Source organism: Billgrantia antri (genome assembly GCF_019430905.1).
Lineage (GTDB): Bacteria > Pseudomonadota > Gammaproteobacteria > Pseudomonadales > Halomonadaceae > Halomonas > Halomonas antri.
The window spans coordinates 20,114-40,924 of record NZ_JAHYCA010000010.1 but is presented as its reverse complement, the minus strand read 5'-3'; the positions used below and the strand labels follow the sequence as shown (position 1 = coordinate 40,924).

The 20,811-nt window shown below is 64.6% G+C and carries 16 protein-coding genes; 11 read left to right on the top strand and 5 right to left on the bottom strand.

Translation table 11 applies throughout. The annotated features are described in order from the left end of the window. Positions 1-208: 208 nt before the first annotated feature. From KPL81_RS20265 to KPL81_RS20255, 3 genes are all read left to right on the top strand, one after another. The gene (locus tag KPL81_RS20265) at positions 209-1,951 is read left to right on the top strand and encodes a peptidoglycan DD-metalloendopeptidase family protein (protein WP_219793664.1); all 1,743 of its coding nucleotides are present in this window, start codon (positions 209-211) and stop codon (positions 1,949-1,951) included. Positions 1,952-2,044: 93 nt separating this feature from the next. Next, positions 2,045-3,904: an ABC transporter ATP-binding protein gene (locus KPL81_RS20260; protein WP_219793710.1), complete on the top strand. Its 1,860-nt coding sequence runs from the start codon at positions 2,045-2,047 to the stop codon at positions 3,902-3,904. 372 nt (positions 3,905-4,276) lie between these two features. Further along, on the top strand, positions 4,277-4,543 hold the full coding sequence (locus KPL81_RS20255; RefSeq protein ID WP_219793663.1) for a hypothetical protein: 267 nt from the start codon (positions 4,277-4,279) through the stop codon (positions 4,541-4,543). A gap of 49 nt (positions 4,544-4,592) precedes the next feature. Here KPL81_RS20255 and KPL81_RS20250 read toward each other — a convergent pair whose 3' ends face one another. Further along, positions 4,593-6,224 (bottom strand): L,D-transpeptidase family protein, encoded by a 1,632-nt coding sequence (locus KPL81_RS20250; protein WP_240549417.1) that lies wholly within the window; start codon positions 6,222-6,224, stop codon positions 4,593-4,595. A gap of 171 nt (positions 6,225-6,395) precedes the next feature. On the opposite strand from KPL81_RS20250, the gene KPL81_RS20245 reads away from it, so the two are divergent. Both KPL81_RS20245 and KPL81_RS20240 read left to right on the top strand, forming a co-directional pair. After that, entirely contained in the window at positions 6,396-7,118 is a 723-nt protein-coding gene (locus KPL81_RS20245; RefSeq protein ID WP_219793662.1) for a murein L,D-transpeptidase catalytic domain family protein, read from the top strand. Positions 7,119-7,414: 296 nt separating this feature from the next. Then, positions 7,415-8,767 carry an MFS transporter gene (locus KPL81_RS20240; protein ID WP_219793661.1) on the top strand — a complete coding sequence of 451 codons (1,353 nt, stop codon included), beginning with the start codon at positions 7,415-7,417 and terminating at the stop codon, positions 8,765-8,767. Between the two features lie 128 nt (positions 8,768-8,895). On the opposite strand, the gene KPL81_RS20235 is transcribed toward KPL81_RS20240, so the two are convergent. The 4 genes from KPL81_RS20235 to KPL81_RS20220 are packed head-to-tail and all read right to left on the bottom strand — an operon-like array spanning position 8,896 to position 13,581. Beyond that, positions 8,896-9,255: an AtuA-related protein gene (locus KPL81_RS20235; protein ID WP_240549416.1), complete on the bottom strand. Its 360-nt coding sequence runs from the start codon at positions 9,253-9,255 to the stop codon at positions 8,896-8,898. After that, complete coding sequence (locus tag KPL81_RS20230; RefSeq protein WP_219793660.1) at positions 9,245-10,660, bottom strand: acyclic terpene utilization AtuA family protein; 1,416 nt, start codon at positions 10,658-10,660, stop codon at positions 9,245-9,247. The genes KPL81_RS20235 and KPL81_RS20230 overlap by 11 nt, the downstream gene beginning before the upstream one ends. Next, positions 10,657-12,579 carry a TRAP transporter permease gene (locus KPL81_RS20225; protein WP_219793659.1) on the bottom strand — a complete coding sequence of 641 codons (1,923 nt, stop codon included), beginning with the start codon at positions 12,577-12,579 and terminating at the stop codon, positions 10,657-10,659. Before KPL81_RS20225 ends, KPL81_RS20230 begins: the two co-directional genes overlap by 4 nt. An 18-nt stretch (positions 12,580-12,597) precedes the next feature. Next, positions 12,598-13,581 carry a TAXI family TRAP transporter solute-binding subunit gene (locus tag KPL81_RS20220; protein ID WP_240549415.1) on the bottom strand — a complete coding sequence of 328 codons (984 nt, stop codon included), beginning with the start codon at positions 13,579-13,581 and terminating at the stop codon, positions 12,598-12,600. Positions 13,582-13,716: 135 nt separating this feature from the next. Here KPL81_RS20220 and KPL81_RS20215 point away from each other — a divergent pair, with 135 nt between their 5' ends. From KPL81_RS20215 to KPL81_RS20190, 6 genes are all read left to right on the top strand, one after another. Beyond that, entirely contained in the window at positions 13,717-14,616 is a 900-nt protein-coding gene (locus KPL81_RS20215; RefSeq protein WP_219793658.1) for a LysR family transcriptional regulator, read from the top strand. Between the two features lie 54 nt (positions 14,617-14,670). Further along, positions 14,671-15,786 (top strand): histone deacetylase family protein, encoded by a 1,116-nt coding sequence (locus tag KPL81_RS20210; protein WP_338035649.1) that lies wholly within the window; start codon positions 14,671-14,673, stop codon positions 15,784-15,786. A gap of 103 nt (positions 15,787-15,889) precedes the next feature. After that, positions 15,890-16,312 (top strand): GFA family protein, encoded by a 423-nt coding sequence (locus tag KPL81_RS20205; RefSeq protein ID WP_219793657.1) that lies wholly within the window; start codon positions 15,890-15,892, stop codon positions 16,310-16,312. A gap of 79 nt (positions 16,313-16,391) precedes the next feature. Further along, positions 16,392-16,877 (top strand): peroxiredoxin, encoded by a 486-nt coding sequence (locus tag KPL81_RS20200; protein WP_219793656.1) that lies wholly within the window; start codon positions 16,392-16,394, stop codon positions 16,875-16,877. A gap of 96 nt (positions 16,878-16,973) precedes the next feature. After that, positions 16,974-18,305 (top strand): response regulator c-di-GMP phosphodiesterase, NosR family, encoded by a 1,332-nt coding sequence (gene nosR / locus KPL81_RS20195; RefSeq protein WP_219793655.1) that lies wholly within the window; start codon positions 16,974-16,976, stop codon positions 18,303-18,305. Continuing rightward, positions 18,298-20,730 carry an EAL domain-containing protein gene (locus tag KPL81_RS20190; protein ID WP_219793654.1) on the top strand — a complete coding sequence of 811 codons (2,433 nt, stop codon included), beginning with the start codon at positions 18,298-18,300 and terminating at the stop codon, positions 20,728-20,730. The genes nosR and KPL81_RS20190 overlap by 8 nt, the downstream gene beginning before the upstream one ends. Positions 20,731-20,811 lie beyond the last annotated feature (81 nt).

Genomic DNA, 20,811 nt, shown 5'->3' with positions numbered 1-20,811 from the left:
CCGAACAGGGGTTGTTTCCTATCGTTTATTCGCGTTCAATGACTTTACTGAACAGTGTTCGGCAATGTTCCGACCGCCTGGGGCCTCACATGAGCCGCTCCAGGCGCGCTTTGCTGTACGTACGTACAGTCTAGGCAGGCCATATATCATGGGTTAAGGTTCCCCAGGCTTTTTATATTCTTGTCATCTTTTTTTATGGCCAATGCCCATGTTGCGAATCCTCCATTCGCTGCCCCGCACGCATAAGTTACTGCTGCTACCCGTCGCCACCATGGTGACCGTGCTGGGCGCTCAAAAAATCGTTACCCTCGTCGAGAATACCCAGCGAGAGGGGCAGGTTCCCGAAACCGTTCTCTTCCCTCTCTCGCCCGAGGCTCATCCCGGCCTCCCCGCTCTCAACAGCGAACGTTACTCCGTCGCCGATGCCATAGAGATCGCTACTCAGGCCATCGACGCCACCCGAGACTACATCCCTCTCTCCCAGTTGCAGCCCAGCGAGATCGTCGACCTCTCCGGGGTCGCCGTGGCCCAGGCGGGGCAAGCCCCCTCCCCGGCTCCGACCGCTGCCGAGTTCGATGCCGCTACCGCCCGCCCCGCCACGACCGGCGTTGACAGCGGCATCGAACTGGCAACGGAGCTGGATTCCGGTGCGCTGCACATGGCCATGGTGATCGGCACCCTGGCCAGTGGCATGCTCGACGACACGTATACCGACGACGAGGCGCTGGCCGCCGACGCGACCTCCTACGAAGACTACCCGGACGAGGAGCTGGCACTGTTCGATGATGGCCCGATCCACTTCGATGATGAGATCGCCGCCGCCGAACCCCACGTGCCGGAATGGCGCACCTATACCGTACAGCAGGGCGATACCTTCGCCGTGCTGGCCCAGAACGAACTCGGACTTGGCTACAGCGAAGCCATGCTCCTGCTCGAGGACATGCCGGACCAGCGTCTGCTGACCCATTGGCGAGTCGGCAACACCTTCGAGTACCAGCTCGACGAGCAGGATCGGCTACTGGCCCTGCGAATCATGAAGAATGCTCGCGAAGGCTACATGCTCGAACGCGACGGAGACGGTTTCGATGTCGCCACCATCGAGCGTGCCGGCGAGGCCACCCAGCGGCTGTTCGCAGGCAGCGTCAGCGGCAGCTTTGCCCGCTCCGCCCAGGCCACCGGCCTCTCCAGCACCGAAGTGGCCCAGATATCGCGCCTGCTGGAGAAGAAGCTCGATTTTCGTCGCGACACACGCCGTGGCGACGAGTTCCAAGTGCTGATCGAATCCGACATCATTGACGGCACCAGCTTCGACTCCCGTGTGCTCGCCATCGAGTACCAGGGCGCCCGCATGGACCTCACGCTGGTACGCAACAGCGAAGACAACAACTTCTACACGCCCGACGGGCAGAGCCTCGACCCGGCCTTCAGCCGCTACCCCTTCGAGGGCAGCTACCGCTTGAGCTCAAGTTTCAACCCGCGCCGCCTGCATCCGGTCACCGGGCGCGTCAGTCCGCATCGCGGCACCGACTGGGCCATGCCCATCGGCACACCGGTCGTCGCCCCAGCTGACGGTCGCGTCGAGAAGGTAGGCAACCACCCCATGGCGGGTCGCTACATCGTGGTTCGCCACGACAACGGCTACCGCACTCGCTACCTCCATCTCTCGCGCGCAATGGTGAATCGCGGCGACCGCGTCTCGATGGGGGAACGCATCGCGCTGTCCGGCAACACCGGCCGCAGCACCGGGCCTCACCTGCATTACGAGGTCATCGTCAACAACAACGCTGTCGATGCCATGAAGGTCGAGCTGCCAGAGAGCCAGAGCCTCGAGGGTGAGCGTCTGGTGGCCTTCCAGCGCGAAGCGGAGCCGCTGCTTGCCACACTGCGCTCCGGCCAGACCGGCCCTGTGGTGGCTCAAACCTCAGCCGACGCCGAAAGCGACGACGACTGATCGCATCTCGATCAGCCGCCAGCATGACATGCGACGCCCTGCTTCCGAGCAGGGCGTCGTTCCTTGAACCGGAGCTCTCTCCCCACACCGCCCATGCGCCGCACTTCGCCCGCCCCACCGCCTCCCGGCGGTCAACGCCTGACGGCCTTCTTCGGCGTGTTCCGTTACAGCCGCCGTGCCTTGGCGCTGGTGTGGCAAACCTCACACATGCTCACCCTGGGGCTCGCGGCCTGTACCCTGATCGCTGGCGTGTTGCCGGCGGTGGCCGCCTGGGTCGGCCAACTGATCGTCGACTCGGTGGTCGCTGCCATGGCCCACCACCGCGATACCGGCACCTCGCCGAGCTTCGAGTCGACCTGGCCGGTAATGCGCTACGTGCTGGCGGAAGCCGGAGTGATCGCCGTCATCGCCCTGGCTCAGCGCGGCCTCTCGGCCCAGCAGTCGCTGCTGCGCGCACTGCTCGGTCAGAAGGTCAACGTGATGATCCTCGAGAAGGCCGGCACGCTGTCGCTTGCCCAGTTCGAAGACAGCGAGTTCTACGACAAGCTCACCCGCGCCCGGCGCGAGGCATCGACCCGACCGCTGGGGCTGGTTAACAAGACCTTTTCGCTCGCGCAGAACGGCATCTCGCTGGCCAGCTTCGGCGTGCTGCTGGTGCAGTTCTCGCCCTGGGCAATCGGGATTCTGGTGCTCGGCGCGCTGCCGGTATTCGTTTCGGAAGCCAAGTTCTCCGGCGATGCCTTCCGCCTGTTCCGCTGGCGCTCGCCCCAGACCCGCATGCAGATGTACCTGGAGACCGTGCTGGCCCGGGAAGACAGCATCAAGGAGGTCAAGCTGTTCGGGCTGGAGCCGTTGCTGCTCGAGCGCTACCGGCGCATCTTCGACATGCTTTACGGCGAGGACCGGCGCCTGACGATTCGCCGCGAGAGCTGGGGCTTCCTGCTCGGCCTGCTGGGCACGCTGGCGTTCTATGGCGCCTATGCCTGGGTGGTGGTGGAAACGATCTCGGGTACGCTGACCCTGGGCGAGATGACCATGTACCTGATGGTGTTCAAGCAGGGCCAGGCGGCGCTGTCGGCCAGCCTCACCTCGATCAGCGGCATGTACGAGGACAACCTCTACCTGTCGAATCTCTACGAGTACCTGGAGCAGCCGGTGGCTGCCGAAGGCGGTACCCGCACCCGCGGCGTTAGGCCCGGTGACGGCATTCGCTTCGAAGGCGTGAGCTTCACCTATCCCGGTGCAGCGGCAGCGGCGCTGCACGACGTATCACTGCACCTCACACCGGGCCACAGCCTGGCGCTGGTGGGTGCCAACGGTTCCGGCAAGACCACCCTGATCAAGTTGCTCACCCGCCTCTACGAGCCCAGCGAAGGCCGCATCCTGCTCGACGGCAGCGACCTGCGCGAGTGGGACGTCCACACCCTGCGGCGACGCATCGGCGTGATCTTCCAGGACTTCGTGCGCTACCAGCTCAAAGTGGGGGAAAACCTGGGTGCCGGAGATGTCGAGGCCTTCGCCGACGAGGCACGCTGGCACGAAGCGGCCGAGCGCGGGCTGGCCGATGAATTCATCCGCGATATGCCCGGCGGCTACCACACCCAGCTGGGTCGCTGGTTCAAGGGGGGGCAGGAGCTCTCCGGCGGCCAGTGGCAGAAGATCGCCCTGGCGCGGGCCTACATGCGCGAGAGCGCCGACATTCTGGTGCTCGACGAACCCACCGCAGCCATGGACGCCGCCGCCGAGGCCGCCGTCTATGCCGACTTCCGCGAGCACCGTCGCGACAAGATGACCATTCTCATCTCGCACCGCTTCTCCACGGTGCGTGCCGCCGACCAGATCCTGGTGATCGATGGCGGCGAGGTCATCGAGCGCGGCGACCACGATAGCCTGATGACGCAGAACGGCCGCTATGCTCGGCTGTTTCGGCTGCAGGCCGAAGGCTACCGCTAGGCTTTACGAAAACTGTCTGCGCTCGCCGACTTTTCGTACAAAGCCTGATCTACTTGCTCGACTTATCGGTTGACGCTTGTTGAGCGCTTGGCTATAAGAAAAGAGTCGCATCGCCGATGCGGCACAATTCAACCCTCTCAATCGAGACGCGTTCCTCATGCGCTGGCTATCCATTGGCAACAAGGCAAACTGGCAACATCGCGTAAACAATTGCGCGATGCGTACCCGTTTGCTGCTGCCGTGTGCCGGCCGTCGAAACGACGACACTTGAAGGACGCTGGCCGCGGCACTTGTCGCGGCCAAGCCTGAACTCCCATTTCTCGCCCGTCGCGCTCAAGTTCCCGGCCTCCCTGACTCAAGGAGACCGAGATCATGGCAGCACTACGCACAACCCGTCGCCTGCTTCGCGCCGTACGCAGCTTCTACGCCAACCGTCAGCGCGATGCCCTGCTGCGCGACTGCGACCCACGCATGCTCAAGGATATCGGCCTGCGCTGGGAGCGCGGCAAGCTGGTGCCGCTCGACCCGGAGCGTTTCGCCCTCGGCAAGCCGGAAACCGCTGAGGCTTCCGCCACCGTCCTCGAGGCTGGTGAACGCTCCACTGAGTTCTGTCCGCGCTGCGGGGCCCCCCTGGCTTAGCCTCGGCCCCGGCCACAGGAGGTGGCCGGGGCCTTCCCCTTTCGTTATCTCACAGCACCAGCGGGCGATCCAACGCTCGTAGCAAATCGTCGTCGCGTTCGTAGATGTCGGGACGGAACGAGAGTTCACCATCCTCGCCGGGGTTCACCGTCCAGTAGTGGATGATGATCGGCATGCGATTGGCCAGGCGTACGTTCTGCGTCTCGCCGCTATCTATTCGCCCCTCTACGTCGTGATCGCTGTGGGTATCGTCTAGCAGCAGCTGGCCCAGCTCGCGAATGTTCTCGACACGGATGCAGCCGGAGCTGAAGGCACGCTGTTCGCGAGAAAAGAGATCTTGGGCCGGTGTATCGTGGAGATAGACCATATGGTCATTGGGAAAGCGGATGACGAGTTGTCCCAGGGCATTCTGTGGCCCCGGAGCCTGGCGCAGGACGATGTTGCCGGGATTGTCCCAGTCGATCTCCCACGGGTCGAGAGGCGTACCCGACGGGCTCAGCACCTGAATCCGCTCGCGCCACAGATAGCCGAGATCCTGCCGCACCTTGGGTAATACGTCCTCGCGCTTGATGGTGGGCGGTATCGTCCAGGTGGGGTTCACCGTCAAGTGGGTGATTTCCGAGCGTAGCGAGGGCGTACGCCGATAGGGCCGCCCCACCACGATGCGTGAACGCCAGATCTGGCCGTCAGGGCGATAATAACTGAGCCGGTAGCCGGCAATGTCGACCAGCACGAAAGACTCCGGCAAGCCGTGCAACAGCCAGCGGGCGCGTTCCATGTTGAGGCGAATCTGGTCGATACGGCGCTCCACCGGAACGTTGAGTGCAGCCAGGGTCTGGCGCCCGACGATCCCGTCCGCCTCCAGCAGGTGCCGACGCTGGAAGCGCTTTACCGCGGCCTCGAGGCTGGCATCGTAGCGTCGCGGGTCAGGCGCCACGAGCTCGCCACCAGGAAAGACATCGTTATCGGCGATCAGTATTTCGAGTTCACCGATGACCGCCAGGCGCTCGCGCAACAGCGGGACATCTTCGTCGACGTCCCCCGGACGCAACGCCTGCTGCCGCTCCGGCAGGCGCGGCCAGCCGCCCAGTTTCTCGATATTGCGATAGCGCGCCAGCCCCGACCGCAGCCGCTGGTAGGGAACGAAACCCGGCCGCACTTCGCTGATCAGCGCCTCGAATCTCTGCTGGTCCACGGCACCGGATACAGTCGCCAGGGAGAATTCGGGAGGCGAAACTGGCACTTCCCAGCCGGTATCGAGCGCTTCGGGGTCGACCTTGCCGCGCTGCAGATGATCGAGCGCCATCAGCAGCTGTCGCGTGGCAAACAGGTCATATTGCGCCTGCGCCTCGACATCGGCACCGTCCTCATAGACCGCTCGATGCCGATTCCTCAACTCATCCGGGCAATAATCCTGAGGATGAAGCCCATCACTTTCGAGGGTATGTAGCGCCGAAGTGAACGCAGCCACCGCGTCGGCATCCTGCCAGGCAGGACGATAGTCACGTAGCGCATAAAAATCCTGCATACGCGGGTCCTGCTCGGCGACCTGCCGGACCAGCTCGCCGGTGATGCCACCGGCATCGGCACCCCGCCCTGACGCCTCCTGCTCGGCCCAGGCCAGCGGCCCAGCCCCAAGCAGCAGCATTCCCCAGATCCCCATCCATGTAATTAGCCGCATCTATGGCTCCTGCTCCGTTGATGGCTGGTTTGGCCTTCCTGGCCACTCTCCGCATAATAGTGCCTGGTACATGTCGGCAAACCAGCCGGCCCATCTACCTTACTTACCTTATTTAAAATTTTCGCGTTTCCGCATGCACGACATGTGGAATCCACGTTACAGGCATGCTCGATGCGTTTTCACCTCACACTGCCACTTTCGCTATCGACCCTGGCGGCCTCCCTGCTGGCTGCCCTGCCCTCCGCCCAGGCCGGCGATTTCCTCGCCCAGGCCGGGCTCTCCTCGCCCCAGCCGCTGCTGAGCCAGACCCTGACCCGCCTCGCGCCGGATGCCGACCCCCAGGTACTCAAGCTTGCCGCCAGCGCCTTGGCCTGCGCCGAGCCCGACGCCGAGCGGCTGGCGGTCATCGACTTCTCGCGCCCTTCGAGCGAGCCGCGCCTATGGGTCTTCGACCTGGCACGAGAACGGCTGCTGTTCGAAGAGCTGGTTTCCCATGGCCGTGGTTCGGGTGATGCCGAAGCCACGCAGTTCTCCAACACGCCCGAGAGTTACCAGTCGAGCCTGGGACTGTTTCGCACCATGAACAGCTACTACGGCAGCAACGGTTATTCGCTACGCCTGGAGGGGCTGGAAGCTGGCGTCAACGACCTGGCCTACCAGCGCGCCATAGTGATTCATGGCGCCGATTACGTCAGTGAATCCTTCATCCAGAAAACCGGACGACTGGGCCGCAGCCACGGTTGCCCCGCCGTGCGCCAGGAAGTGACCTATCCCCTGATCGACAGCATCAAGGAGGATCACTACCTGTTTGCCTATTACCCCGATCCCGAGTGGTTGGATAACTCGGCCTTCCTTAGCTGCGACCGATCCCCCACGCAGCTGGCCATGTACTGAATCGGCGTGAACGGAGAGAGCCCCCTATTGGCACCAGCAGGGGGCATCGCTCTGCGGCACTGCACCATTCTTATCACGTCGACACGCGCTCCCGGCCACTCTCTTCCTCCCCCATCAAACCACAACCCAATGTTTTAAAAGAATATGATAGTGATATGGCAAGCAGGTTGCTTGACATAAGTCAATGCTGGGTAGGCGTGGACCAGACTTCCTGAGGAAGTACGAGTGCGTCAGACCTGACCTTCAACGGAGAAGGGCGAAAACACGTATCGGCAATCCGTACGAGGTCAAAGCCCATGGAAATTCGCAACAAGGCGAACCGCATTCGCCTCCTGAACCTGCGCACCCCCCAGATGCGCGCCTTCCACTTCTCCTGGCTCGCCTTCCATCTCTGTTTCTTCGGCTGGTTCGGCATCGCCCCGCTGATGGCCGTCGTGCGCGACGACCTGGGCCTGACCAAGACCCAGATCGGCAATACCATCATTGCCTCGGTGGCAATCACCATCCTGGTGCGCCTGGTAATGGGCGTACTGTGCGACCGCATCGGGCCGCGCAAGGCCTACACCTGGCTGCTGTGCCTGGGTTCGCTGCCGGTCATGGGCATCGGCCTGGCCTCGAGCTTCGAAACCTTCTTCCTGGCGCGCCTGGCCATCGGCGCCATCGGTGCCTCTTTCGTTATCACCCAGTACCACACTTCGGTGATGTTCGCGCCCAACGTGGTCGGCACCGCCAACGCCACCTCGGCCGGCTGGGGCAACCTGGGTGGAGGTACCACGCAGATCCTGATGCCGCTGATCTTCTCCGGCATCCTGATGCTCGGCGTCAACGAGGCGCTCGGCTGGCGCCTGGCGATGATGGTCCCGGGGGTGGTGCTGTTCTTCGCCGGTATCGCCTACTACCGCTTTACCCAGGATGCCCCCGACGGCAACTTCGCCGAGCTTCGCGCCCGCGGCGAGCTTGCCGAAGCCAACGGTGAACACGGCATGGGCGCTAGTTTCAAGGCCGCGGCCAAGGACATCCGCGTGTGGGCACTGTTCGTGGTGTATGCCGCCTGCTTCGGCGTCGAACTGACGATCAACAACATCGCCGCCATCTACTTCTTCGACAACTTCGACCTGACCCTGGCCACCGCGGGCATGATCGCCGGCCTGTTCGGGCTGATGAACATCTTCGCGCGCACCCTGGGGGGTATCTTCTCCGACCTGTTCGCCCGCACTGGCGGGCTCAAGGGGCGGGTACGCTGGCTGTTCATCGCCATGCTCTGCGAAGGCATCGCGCTGATGTTCTTCTCGCAGATGCACGTGCTGTCATATGCCATCGGCATCATGCTGGTGTTCAGCCTGTTCGTGCAGATGGCTGAAGGGGCGACCTTCGGTGTGGTGCCCTTCATCAACAAGAAGGCGCTGGGCGCGGTAGCCGGCATCGTCGGCGCCGGTGGCAACGCCGGCGCCGTGGCAGCCGGCTTCCTGTTCCGCTCGGAGACGATCTCCTACCAGCAGGGGCTGTTCTATCTGGGCATCGCCGTGGTGATCGCCTCGCTGTGCGCCCTGGTCGTGCGCTTCTCGACCGAGGTCGAAGCCGAGGAGGCCAAGGCCTACACCGACGCGGTGGGCGAAGACACCAATGCCGGTGCACTGTCACTGCGCTGAGCGCCGCTCGCCCGGCAGTCTGCCTTCGGCGGTCGAGTCTTGCATTGACAGTTCATTGCCAAAAAACGGCGCCTGGCCGGGTTCCGCAAACCCGGCCAGGCGCTTTACCTTTCAGTGGACCCTCACCTCTACTCGGTCACCACGCTCATTCCCAGAAGCAGGAACGACAGCGTCTTGCCGTGGCCGTCCAGGTTCAGGGCACCGTTGACCCCGCCCTGCAGCACGTCGTCGATCACCAGATTCATGCCGCACAGCCCCGGCATCAGGTAGCGTCGAACGCGACTGGCCCCGCGATGAGCGAATAGCGCCAGCACCCGCTCCTCGGTCACCTGCGCCACCAGCGCCTGGTAATGCTGCGGCTCGTAGGCGAACAGCGCCAGGTTGAGACGATCCCCCTTGTCGCCGGCGCGGGCATGGGCCAGGCGGTGCAGCGGCACCTCTCGCCCTGCTGTGGCACTTGGCATCACCCGATTGGCCTCAGTTGGCATGAGCGGCCCTCCTCTCGTTGGCCATCTTCGTCTCGAAAAGGCTGGCATCGAACAGCGTAGCGAAGGCGTTCACGTCGCTACGTTTGACCAGGTAGGACGCCGTACACACGCGCCGCTGATACTGGCGGCGCACCCCGCCGCCACCGGCCGGACCGGCGCAATAGAGCGCCAGCAGCTCCTGGGTGGCACGCTCCACCCAGCGGCGCTCGGCATGCTCGGCAGCCAGGCGCAGACGATAGTCGCCGCTGGCATTGCCCTGCACCGAGCGCTGCAGGTCGCCGGCATCGCTGTCGAAGACGCTGGCATGGCCGACGATATCGAGCCGCGAGCGCAACTCCGACGGCGCACGAAAAGCCAGCCGTTCGCGCAGCACCTCGGCAGCCAGTTGCGCCCGGGCCAGGGCATTGGGCCCGGCGTAGGAGATCTCCGCCTCGCCCTGCCAGCCACCCTCGTAGCAGACGGTGGTCTTGAGCCGCTGTGGCGCCGGCTTGCCGCGAATGCCGCTCACCGCCACCCGATCGGGACCGATCTCGCGAACAGTCACTGCGGAGAGGTCCACCACCACGTCGGGGGTCAGGTAGTTGGCGGGGTCGTGCACCTCGTAGAGCAACTGCTCCTTGACCGTGCGTGCGGTGACCATGCCGCCAGTGCCGGCGGGCTTGGTCACCACCAGGCTGCCATCCTCCTCCACTTCGATGATGGGGTAGCCCACCGTGGCCAGGCCGGGAACATCCTTGACGCCTGGATCGGCGAAGTACCCCCCGGTGACCTGGGCACCGCACTCGCCCAGATGACCCGCCATCATGCCGGCGGCCAGGCGGTCCCAGTCGTCCCAGGCCCAGCCGAAGTGGTGCACCAGTGGCGCCAGGAACAGCGCCGGGTCGGCCACCCGGCCGCTGACCACCACCTCGGCGCCGAGTGCGAGCGCCTCGACCAGGGGCGCCGCGCCCAGATAGACGTTGGCCGAGATCAGCGCCTCCTCACCGGGCAGTTCGCGGCTCTCCGCTTCCCAGCGCTGCAGCTCCAGCTCACCGAGGCGTGCGCGGATGTCGTCGCCGTGCACCTGACCGATGCTGGCGGTACCCCGCTCGGTGTCGGCGACCAGCCCGGCTACCAGGCGGCAGGCACCCTCCGGGTTGGCCGCGCCGAAGTTGCCGAGAATGGCAATGCCGTGTTTCAGGCAGTCGTCGAGAACCGGCGCCAGCAGCTCTTCCAGTAGCGGCTCGAAGCCGGCCTCGGGATCGTCGCGCATGGCGCGATGGGCGGCTGCCAACGTGCGCTCGCCCAAGGTCTCGAAGATCAGCGCCGCGGGCTGACCACGGCGGATCAGCTCCGCCACCACCGGTATCGCCGCATCGGTGCGGTCGCCGGAGAACCCGGCCCCGCTGCCCAGCAGGAAGGTCATGAGTGGGTCTCCTTGGCCGAGATGCCTGGGTGCACATCGGGTTTCTTCTCACCCGGCGTGGGCGAGGCCGCCACCAGGCGCTGGCGGCGCCGGGCGAAGAGCACCACCAACAGCAGCAGCGCCCCGGCCGTGGTCAGCCAGCCGGGTATCAGCGCCAGGCCCACCACCAGTACGAGCCCCACCACGTCTATCAGCCGGTTACCGGTCATCGCCACCCGCGACATCAGCGCGGCGAAGGCGACCACGAACACCACGCCCTGGGAGCAGGCCAGCACGACATCAAGGGCACTGCCGAAGCCGGCCAGGGCCGGATAGATCAGCAACAGGAAGGGAATCACGTAGATCGCCGCCGCCAGGCGTACCGCCTCGCCCGCCGCCGGCAGCCAGTTGGTACCGGCGATGCCCGCCGCGACGAAGACCGCCACGCACACCGGCGGCGTGATCACCGACAGCGTGGCGAAGTAGAACACGAACAGGTGGGCGATCAGCGGCTCGACGCCGATGGTGGTCAGCGCCGGTGCCAGCACCGAGGCGACCAGGACATAGGCCGCCGTGGTGGGAATGCCCATGCCCAGGATCAGGCACACGCCGCCGACGATGAAGGCCACCAGGAACAGCGACTGCCCGCCCACGTCGACGATCAGGCTGGCCAGCGTCACGCCAATGCCGGTCATGCCAATCATCGCCACCAGCATCTGCGCGCCGGCCAGCAGCACGCCGATGATCACCATGCCCTTGCCGGCATCGATCAGCCCAGCGAACAGCTTGCCGGCGATCTCGCGCAGCGGCGTACGCGCCAGCAGGGCGAAGGGCACGAATGTCAGCACCGTCATCAGGATGCCGTAGAAGGCCGACATCTGGATCGAGCGTCCCGAAAGCACGCCGTAGAAGAGTCCGCCCAGCGCCGCCAGGATCGGTACGATGCGCTCTGGGCGCAGCACCGCCGGCCAGCTCGGCAGCTCGTCGTCGGGTACCACCTGCAGGTTGCGCCGCCGCGCCACCAGGTGAATGGTCAGGAACACGCCGAGGTAGAACAGGATGGCCGGCAGCAGCGCGGCCAGCGCGATGCGCAGGTAACTCTCACCCAGGATCTCGGCCATGATGAAGGCCGCCGCGCCGAGGATCGGCGGCGCGATCTGGCCGCCGGTGGAGGCCACCGCTTCCACTCCCGAAGCGAAGGGCGCCGGATAGTTGAGCCGCTTCATCATCGGGATGGTGAAGTTGCCGGTGGTGGCCACGTTGGCCACGGCGCTGCCACTGACCATGCCGAACAGTCCCGAGGCCACGGTGGCGACCTTGGCGGCGCCGCCCGGCGAACGGCCGCTGATGCGCAGCGCCAGATCCATGAAGGTCTGGCCGCCACCGGTGTGCAGCAGCAGGCAGCCGAACAACACGAAGGCGGCGATGGTGGTGGCCGCCACGCCGACCAGCATGCCCCACACGCCAAGATCACCCAGGTAGAGCGTCTCGGTGATGAAGAGCATATCGAAGCCGCGATGCCCCAGCGGCCCGGGGATCGCCGCCCCGAGCCAGGCATAGGCCAGCCCCGCCAGCACCAGCAGCGGGAAGATCGCGCCGATGGCACGCCGAGAGAGCTCCAGCACAGTCACCACCAGCACGGCGGTGAACAGCATGTCTCGCGGCGTGGCCCAGGGCAGCTCGACGAGGATCCGCTCATGGTTCATCGCCACGTAGCCGCAGGCCAGCACCGTGCCGAGCGCCAGCGCGAGGTCGACGGCCAGCCCCAGCGGCCGCCAGCGCCGCCCTCCCCCGAGCGGATAGAGCGTCAGCCCCAGCAGGATAACCAGCGCCAGAAAGATGGCCCGCTGGACCAGGCTCTCGAAGGGGCCGGTCGCCGAGGTATAGAGAATCAGCCCGCCCAATGCGAGGGCCAGCAGCTTGGTCAGGTTCTCGCGCATGGCAATCGCCTCCTGGCGTTACTCGACGGGCCGCAGGGCGTCGGGAATTTCCAGGCCCTGCTCCTCGAAGTAACGCGCCGCGCCGGCATGCAGCGGCACGGTGCCGACATCCAGGGTCATCTGCGCCAGATCCTCGTCACGTACCGCCGAGAAGGCATTGGCCTGCGGCTCGGGGTTCTCCATCACCGCCTTGACGATCTGGTAGGCAGTCTCCTCGTCGAGGTCCGGGTGGGCGTGCACGGCAACGCCGAAGGCCCAGGTGGTATAGGCCGGGACGCCCTCGCCCGCGCCTTCGGGAATGTCGACCACGGCCAGGTCGGGCATCTCGGCGCGCAGGGTCTCGGCCTGCTCGTCGGAGAGCGACAGCACCTCGACCGGCGTGAAGGTGGCGATGTCCATGGTCGAGCCGTCGAGCTTGTTGCCGACCCCGGATTTGACGTAGCCCATGATGCGGCCGTCCTTGATGGAGTCGACCACGTCGGTAGTCGAGCCGCGCACGTAGTCAGGCGCAATGCCCAGGGTCTCGAATACCGCTTCGGTGGTGCTCTCGGTGGCCGAACCGGTGATGCCCGGGTTGAAGCGCACGCCGTCGAGCCCCTCGAGAGAGGAGACATCGGCGTCCTCGCGAATCACCACGTTCTGGGGCGCCACGGTATAGACCCACAGCAGGCGGCTGTCGACCGGGCGGCCCTCGAAATCCTGCTGCCCCGCATAGGCGTGGTAGCCGGTGTTGGTGGTCACCAGGCCCATGTCGACCTGGTTGCGGCTCAGGCGGCGCAGGTTGTCGACGGTGGCGCCGGTCTCCGCCACCGAGGCGCTGACGCCCTCAACCTGGCTGTTGATGATCTGGTTGACGGCGACGAAATAGCCGTAGTGGCTAGACGAGCTGGAGGTCGAACCGATCAGCAGGCGCTCCTGGGCCTGTACGGTAGCGGCGGAAAACAGGGTGGCGCTGGCCGCCATGGCGGCAAACAGGGTCTTCATCTTTGGCATTGGCTTCATGAGTGGCTCCTTTGGGCCCGGCTTGGCGGGCTTGTTGTTGTCGTATCACGCATGGGAAATCCCCATTCGATCAGCATGGTGCGCCCCCTAAGTTTTGTATATTAAATAGTTTTTAACTTGTGCTTTAATTTCTAAATGAATCCAAGCATCAAGCAGCTGCGCGCCTTCGTCGCCGTGGCCCAGTCGGCCAGTCTCGCCGAGGCCAGCGAGCGCATCCATCTCTCCCAGCCGGCGATCTCCATCGCCCTGCGCAAGCTCGAGGAGACGGTGGGCGGCGCGTTGTTCTCGCGCGTCACGCGCCAGCTCAGCCTGACCCCGGAGGGCGAGGCCTTCCTGCCGGTGGCGGTACGTCTGCTCAACGACTGGTCCGAAGCCTTCGAGGATCTCGAGGAACGCTTCTCCAAGCAGCGCGGCAAGGTGACGGTGGCCGCCCTGCCCACTCTGGCAGCAGGGCTGCTGCCCGGCATCATCACCTCCTTTCATGCCCGCTACCCGCGCATCAACCTGAGCCTTCACGACGTGCTGGCCGAGCAAGTCAGCCAACTGGTGCGCGAGGGGCGAGCCGACCTGGGACTATCAGTGGCTCCCCACGACACCGAGGAGCTGGCCTTCGAACCGGTGCTGGTGGATCGCTACGTGGCGGTCTGCCCCAGCGGCCATCCGCTGCTCGAGCAGCCCAGCGTGCGCTGGGCACAGCTCGCGGGACACCCTTTCATCGGCATCAACCGCCTTTCCAGCTCGCGCCAGGACATCGACCGCATCATGGCCGAGGTGGGCGCCCCGCTCGACATCCTGTGCGACGCCAGCCAGATCGCCACCGTGGGCCGCATGGTCGCTGCCGGGCTGGGTATCAGCGTGCTGCCGCGGCTGAGCTTCCGCCAGATCGCCACCGACGGCATCGACTACCGGCCGTTGACGACACCCGACGTCGAACGCCCGCTGGGCATCGTCATGCGCCACCGTCATCCGCTCTCGGCCGCCGCCGCGGCGCTACGCGATATGATCAGGGAACCAACGCTGGATTCGAGCAGCTAGGCTCTCTACAGCAGCTATGCTGGAGGTGAACCCGAGCCTGCCCAGGAGTTGCACGTGGCCGAGCCCAATAGCGTGATCGCCTTCTATGACGAGCGCACCCTGTCCCACCAGCCCGATTCCGAAGCGCCCTTCCTGCCCGGTCGCATGGACCGCCGTGTGCGCGAACTGCTATCGGCACTCAAGGTGCCCTGGGTCTATCCGGAACATGCCGGGCGACTGAGCGCCATACACCAGTTGCTCCAACTCGAACCGGTTGCCGGCGTTGCCTTCGAAACCGGGAAGGCAGCCACACGCGAGCAGTTGGGGCGCGTCCATACCAGCTCCTACCTGGACCACGTGTATGATTTACGTGGACAGAACGCCTGGCTCGATGTCGATACCACCGCCGTCTCTCCCGGTAGCGTCGAAGCCGCCGAAGTGGCCGCCGGTACCACTCTCGCCGCCGTCGAAGCGGTGATGGCCGGCCGCTCGGAAAGCGCCTTTGCCCTGGTGCGGCCACCCGGCCATCACGCCGAACCCGTCCGTGCCCGTGGCTTCTGCCTATACAACAACGTGGCGGTGGCTGCGGCCCATGCCAGGGCCGAGCTCGGCTGCGAACGCGTAATGATCGTGGACTGGGACGCCCATCACGCCAACGGCACCCAGGACATCTTCTGGGCCGACCCCAACGTGATGCTCTTCGACATCCACCGCGCCTCGCCCTTCTACCCCGGCACCGGCAACCTCGAGGATGTCGGCGTGGGCCTCGGTGAAGGCACCACCGTAAATGTGCCCATGCCGGCAGGCGCCGGCGACCAGGCCTACCTCAAGGCCTTCGAGGAGATCCTGATCCCCGCGGCGAACTGGTTCCAGCCGGACCTGATTCTGGTCTCGGCCGGCTTCGACCCTCATCCATTCGACCTGGCGCTCAACGTCTCCTATGAGGGCTTTGCCGTCATGACGCGCATGCTGCAGACGCTGGCTCATCAACATTGCGGCGGACGGCTGGTCTTCGTCCTGGAAGGCGGATATCACTTGCTCTCACTGTCTCGCGGCGTAAGAACGGTGCTGGCAGTATTGGCTGGGGAAGAAGCCCCCACCCCCGGACTCATCGGCGTTGCCGAAGCCAAGGCAGCGGCCGCTTTCCACCAACAAGCTTTCATCTCGGATGACCCCGGCTCGCCGACTTGATGGGCGCGGCGCTCATATTCGGGCGCCATGAGGCTGCGAACCTTTCCGGCGAAGGCTATCCTTCGCCATGAAGATCAATCCCATGCTCGACGGAGGGAAGTTCATGAAAGACGGAATGAATGCACGCGGCAGCTGCCTGTGCGGCGCGGTAAAAGTCGCCGTGGCGGTCAACAAGCAGAACGTCGGCGCCTGCCACTGCGACATGTGTCGCACCTGGGGCGGTGGCCCGCTGCTGGCACTGGAGTCGGTCAGCGACGTCGAGATCGAAGGCGAGGACAACATCACGGTCTATGCCTCGTCGGAGTGGGCCGAACGCGGCTTCTGCCGGCGCTGTGGCACCCACCTCTTCTACCGCCTCAAGACCGGAAACCACTACGCCATTCCGGTGGGGCTGGTCGACGGCGGCGAAGCGTGGCACTTCGACAGCCAAATCTTCATCGACCAGAAGCCGGAGTACTACCGCTTCGCCAACGAGACCCACGACATGACCGGCCAGGAAGTCTTCGACGCCTACCAGGGCAGCTGATCGCCGTGACAATTGGCAACGTCCCCAGCCGTCAAAATGCACTACAGTGTCCCCATCGAAGACAGCATCAGGAGGGCCCATGCCCATTTCCGTAGGCGACAAGATTCCCGACGTCACCCTCAAGACCAACGGCCCCGACGGCCCAGAGGACATCTCGACCGGCGAGCTCTTTGCCGGCAAGCGCGTGGTACTGTTCGGCGTTCCCGGCGCCTTCACCCCGGGCTGTTCCAACACCCACATGCCCGGGTTCGTGATCAAGGCCGACAAGGTATTGGAGAAGGCCGATACCCTGGCCTGCATGGCGGTCAACGACGCCTTCGTCATGCGCGCCTGGCAAAAGGACCAGAACGCCGAGGCGATCTGGATGCTAGCCGACGGCAACGCCGAACTGACCCGCGCCCTGGGCATGGAGAAGGACGCCAGCGGTGCCTGTATGGGGACTCGCAGCCTGCGCTTCGCGCTGATCGCCGAGGATGGCGTGGTGACCTACGTGGGTATCGACACCGAGCGCGGCGTGGTCGACAAGAGCAGCGTCGATACGGTGCTGGCCCATCTGGCGGAATAATGCACCCGCTACGCTCAAGCTTCCTTCCTCTCTGCCGATAATCCCGTCAAGAGCGCTTCGGTACATCGCATCACCGGCAAGAAGGGAGGAAGCCGCATGGAAGACGTGGCACAACAAGCCGTACCCGCCAGTGTGCTACTGGTCGACGACGAACCCAACGTGCTCTCCGCCTTGTCACGCATGCTGCGTCATGAGGGATACGTCCTTCATACCGCCGGGGATGGCCATGCGGCCCTGGCGATACTCGAACGCGAGCCTATCGACCTGGTGCTTAGCGACGCCATGATGCCGGGCATGGATGGGGTCGAACTGCTGTCCCGCGTACAGCAGCAGTGGCCGGAGTGTCTGCGTCTGCTGCTGACCGGTCAGTGCGACCTGGCCGCCACCGACCGCGCCATCAATGAGGGCCGCATCTACGGCTACCTGTCCAAACCCTGGGACGACGAAGGGCTGCGCCTCACCCTGCGCCAGGCACTCCAGTATCAACATACTGAACGCGAACAGAAGCGCCTCGAAGCGCTGACGCAGGATCAGAACCGGGAGCTCGCCGAGCTCAACGCCTCGCTGGAACAGCGTGTCGAGGCGCGCACTCAAGAGCTCAAGCAGACTGCCGACATGCTGGAGGTCGCCTTCCGCGAACTGCGCAAGAGCTACGTGACGGCCACCAAAGTCTTCTCGTCGCTGATCAACCAGCGCCTTCCGCCACGCTTCCAGACCAATGCCAAGGTTGGCGTCCTGGTCCAGGCCTTCGCCAAGGAGCTTGGTCTCGACGAAGCACAGCAGCATGACCTGCAGTTGGCGGCTGCCCTCTACAACCTGGGCAAGCTGGCCTGGAACGACCGCCTGCTCGCCACGCCCGCCGAACGGCTCTCGGTTCAGCAACGCGAGAGTTACCGTCTTTATCCGGCCACAGGCGAAAACCTGCTGATGGCGCTGGAGCACATGGAGGGAGCGGCAAAAATCATCCGTCACCACCGTGAACGCTGGAACGGCAGCGGATTTCCCGACCGTCTCAAGGGCGAGGCCATTCCCCTTGGTTCCCGCCTGCTCGGGCTCGCCGTCGATTTCATCGAGCTGCAGCGCGGCATGATCCTGCCGCGCCAGGTCATGCGCCCCCAGGCGCTGGAGCTGCTACAAAAGTTTGCCGGACGCGTCTATGACCCGAGCCTGTGCCAGGCTTTCGTCACGCTGTGCCGCGACAAGGCGCCGGACCTCGAAAGTCAAGGTCGGCCGGTGCTGGCCCTGGAAACGCGCAAGCTCGAGCCCGGCATGGTCCTGGCCGAGGATATTCACTCCACCAGCGGCATGCTGCTGCACGAAGGCAAGCGGCTCGATACACACCTGATCGACAAGCTGATCCGGCTCGAGGACGCCGAGAATACGCGCTACACCCTGCTGGTCTACCGGGAGGAAGAAGCCGATGAGTGACTTCCAGCAGGATCTGTTGGATCGCTGTCGACAGAGAGTGGCGTATCTCGAGGCGCGTCTGACCGGGCTGCTCGACAGTATCACCGACGGCTTTCTCATGCTGGACCGAGAGTGGCGGTTCACATATCTCAATCCGGCGGCGGAGCGCATCATCGGGAAAACCGAGGGGGAACTCCTCGACCAGGTGCTCTGGGACGCCTTCCCCGGGGCGCAGGGCACCCGATTCGAAGAGGAGTACCGCCGGGCGATGTCCGAGTCGGTGTCGGTCGCCTTCGAGGCGTACTACGACGAACTCGACCTGTGGCTGGAAGTTCACGCCTACCCTTCCGACGAGGGCCTGGCGATCTACTTCCAGGACATCGGCCAGCGCAAGCGAGCCGACAACCGGCTGAGGATTCTCGAGCGCAGCATCGAGTCCAGCGTCAACGGCGTGGTCATCGCCGATGCGCTCGCGCCCGACCAGCCCATCGTCTACGTCAATGCCGCCTTCGAGCGTATCACCGGGTACTCCCGCGACGAGGTCCTGGGACGCAACTGCCGTTTCCTTCAGGGTGAGCAACCCGATCCCTGCGCCCGTCAGCATATCCGCGACGAGCTCGAGGCACAGCGCGACATCCACGTTACCCTGTGCAATTACCGCAAGGACGGCACCCCCTTCTGGAACGACCTGCACATTTCGCCGGTACTCGACGAGAATCAGGACGTCACCCATTTCATCGGCATCCTCAACGATATCTCGACCCAGAGGGAGTACGAGTCACGGCTCGCCTACCATGCCGACCACGATGCCCTGACCGGCCTGGCCAACCGCTCACTGCTGGAGAGACGCCTGCAGCAGAGCTGCTTCCTTCCGCCGGGGCACACTCGCCGCACCGCCCTGCTCTATATCGACCTGGACGATTTCCAGTCGATCAACGACAGCCTCGGCCATGAGCTGGGCGATCGCGTGCTCGTCGAAGTCGCCGCCAGGTTGGTTCAGCAGGTGCGCCGTAGCGACACCGTGGCACGCCTCGGCGGCGATGCCTTCGTCGTGCTGCTGCCCGAGCCGGACGACGTGGCAGGCGTCGCCGAGCGCCTGTTGACGACCATTGCCAGTCCCTATCACTTAGGCGAGCATGAGGTGCACTTCACCGCCAGCATCGGCATCGCCGTGTACGACGGCGAGGGTCCGCCCGCCCGGATGATCCAGCAGGCCGACCTCGCCATGTACCAGGCGAAGCGACGGGGCCGCAACACCTATGACTGGTTTTCGCTAGAACTCAACACCCGGGTCAGCCAGCGCGTGGAGCTGCGCAGCGCACTGCAGCGCGCCATCGACGAGCAGCAGTTCGAGCTGCACTATCAGCCACAGATCCACGGTACCAGCGGCCGCATCGTAGGGTGCGAGGCATTGATACGCTGGCGCCACCCCCAGCGTGGCTTCATACCGCCGGCCGAATTCATCGGGCTGGCCGAGGACACCGGACAGATCATCGCCATCAACGAATGGGTGGTTCGTACGGCCTGCCGCGACAATCGCCGCCTCAACGACCACGGTATCGGCAAGTATCCGATGGCGGTCAACATTTCGCCGATGCAGTTCCACCGCAGCGGCTTTGCCGAGGGCATCCTGAAAATCTTGGAAGAGGTCGGTCTGCCTCCGGCACTGCTGGAATTGGAGCTGACCGAAAACATCCTGATGGAGGGCACCGACAAGGCCATCGAGACCCTGACGACGTTGCGCCGTCATGGAATCGCCGTGGCCATCGACGACTTCGGTACCGGCTTTTCCAGCCTGAGCTACCTGAAGCACCTGCCCATCGACAAGATAAAGATCGACCGCTCCTTCATTAGCGAGGTGATCAGCGATCATCGCGATGCCGCCATCGTGCAGGGCATCATCGCCATGGCCAACCAACTGCAGCTCAAGGTGGTCGCCGAGGGCGTCGAGACGCAGGCGCACTATGCCTATCTCAGCAAGCACCTGTGCGATCTCTTCCAAGGCTTCTACTTCGCTCGCCCCATGCCCTTCGAGGAGCTTCTCCCGTTTCTCCAGGACCACCATGCCGCGACGAAGGACCTGCGCCCCGACGACCATGGCGTCATCGCCCCGACGATCCTGATGGTCGATGACGAACCCAATGTCCTGCAGGCGCTGAAGCGCACCCTACGCCGCGACGGCTATCATATCCTGACCGCCGGCAGCGCGCGGGACGCCTTCGACCTGTTGGCCACCCAAGAGGTAGTGCTGGTGATCAGCGACCAGCGCATGCCCGAAATGAACGGCACGGAATTCCTCAAGCGCGTGAAGGCCCTCTCTACCCGCAAACCCTGCAAATCCTCCTGTCGGGCTATACCGACCTCCAGACCATCACCACGGCCGTCAACGAGGGAGGAATCTACAAGTTCCTCACCAAGCCCTGGGACGACGACGAGCTGCGCGTGATCGTGCAGCAGGCCGTGCGCGAGGCCGCCATTCAGAATGCCAGGAGTCGACGCCAGGGGAGCGACGGCTCCCCAGAGGGCA

Coding starts and splice junctions, on each gene's coding strand:
- KPL81_RS20265 (WP_219793664.1), top strand. CDS start 209: ATGTTGCGAATCCTCCATTCGCTGCCCCGCACGCATAAGTTACTGCTG.
- KPL81_RS20260 (WP_219793710.1), top strand. CDS start 2,045: ATGCGCCGCACTTCGCCCGCCCCACCGCCTCCCGGCGGTCAACGCCTG.
- KPL81_RS20255 (WP_219793663.1), top strand. CDS start 4,277: ATGGCAGCACTACGCACAACCCGTCGCCTGCTTCGCGCCGTACGCAGC.
- KPL81_RS20250 (WP_240549417.1), bottom strand. CDS start 6,224: ATGCGGCTAATTACATGGATGGGGATCTGGGGAATGCTGCTGCTTGGG.
- KPL81_RS20245 (WP_219793662.1), top strand. CDS start 6,396: ATGCGTTTTCACCTCACACTGCCACTTTCGCTATCGACCCTGGCGGCC.
- KPL81_RS20240 (WP_219793661.1), top strand. CDS start 7,415: ATGGAAATTCGCAACAAGGCGAACCGCATTCGCCTCCTGAACCTGCGC.
- KPL81_RS20235 (WP_240549416.1), bottom strand. CDS start 9,255: ATGCCAACTGAGGCCAATCGGGTGATGCCAAGTGCCACAGCAGGGCGA.
- KPL81_RS20230 (WP_219793660.1), bottom strand. CDS start 10,660: ATGACCTTCCTGCTGGGCAGCGGGGCCGGGTTCTCCGGCGACCGCACC.
- KPL81_RS20225 (WP_219793659.1), bottom strand. CDS start 12,579: ATGCGCGAGAACCTGACCAAGCTGCTGGCCCTCGCATTGGGCGGGCTG.
- KPL81_RS20220 (WP_240549415.1), bottom strand. CDS start 13,581: ATGAAGCCAATGCCAAAGATGAAGACCCTGTTTGCCGCCATGGCGGCC.
- KPL81_RS20215 (WP_219793658.1), top strand. CDS start 13,717: ATGAATCCAAGCATCAAGCAGCTGCGCGCCTTCGTCGCCGTGGCCCAG.
- KPL81_RS20205 (WP_219793657.1), top strand. CDS start 15,890: ATGAAAGACGGAATGAATGCACGCGGCAGCTGCCTGTGCGGCGCGGTA.
- KPL81_RS20200 (WP_219793656.1), top strand. CDS start 16,392: ATGCCCATTTCCGTAGGCGACAAGATTCCCGACGTCACCCTCAAGACC.
- nosR (WP_219793655.1), top strand. CDS start 16,974: ATGGAAGACGTGGCACAACAAGCCGTACCCGCCAGTGTGCTACTGGTC.
- KPL81_RS20190 (WP_219793654.1), top strand. CDS start 18,298: ATGAGTGACTTCCAGCAGGATCTGTTGGATCGCTGTCGACAGAGAGTG.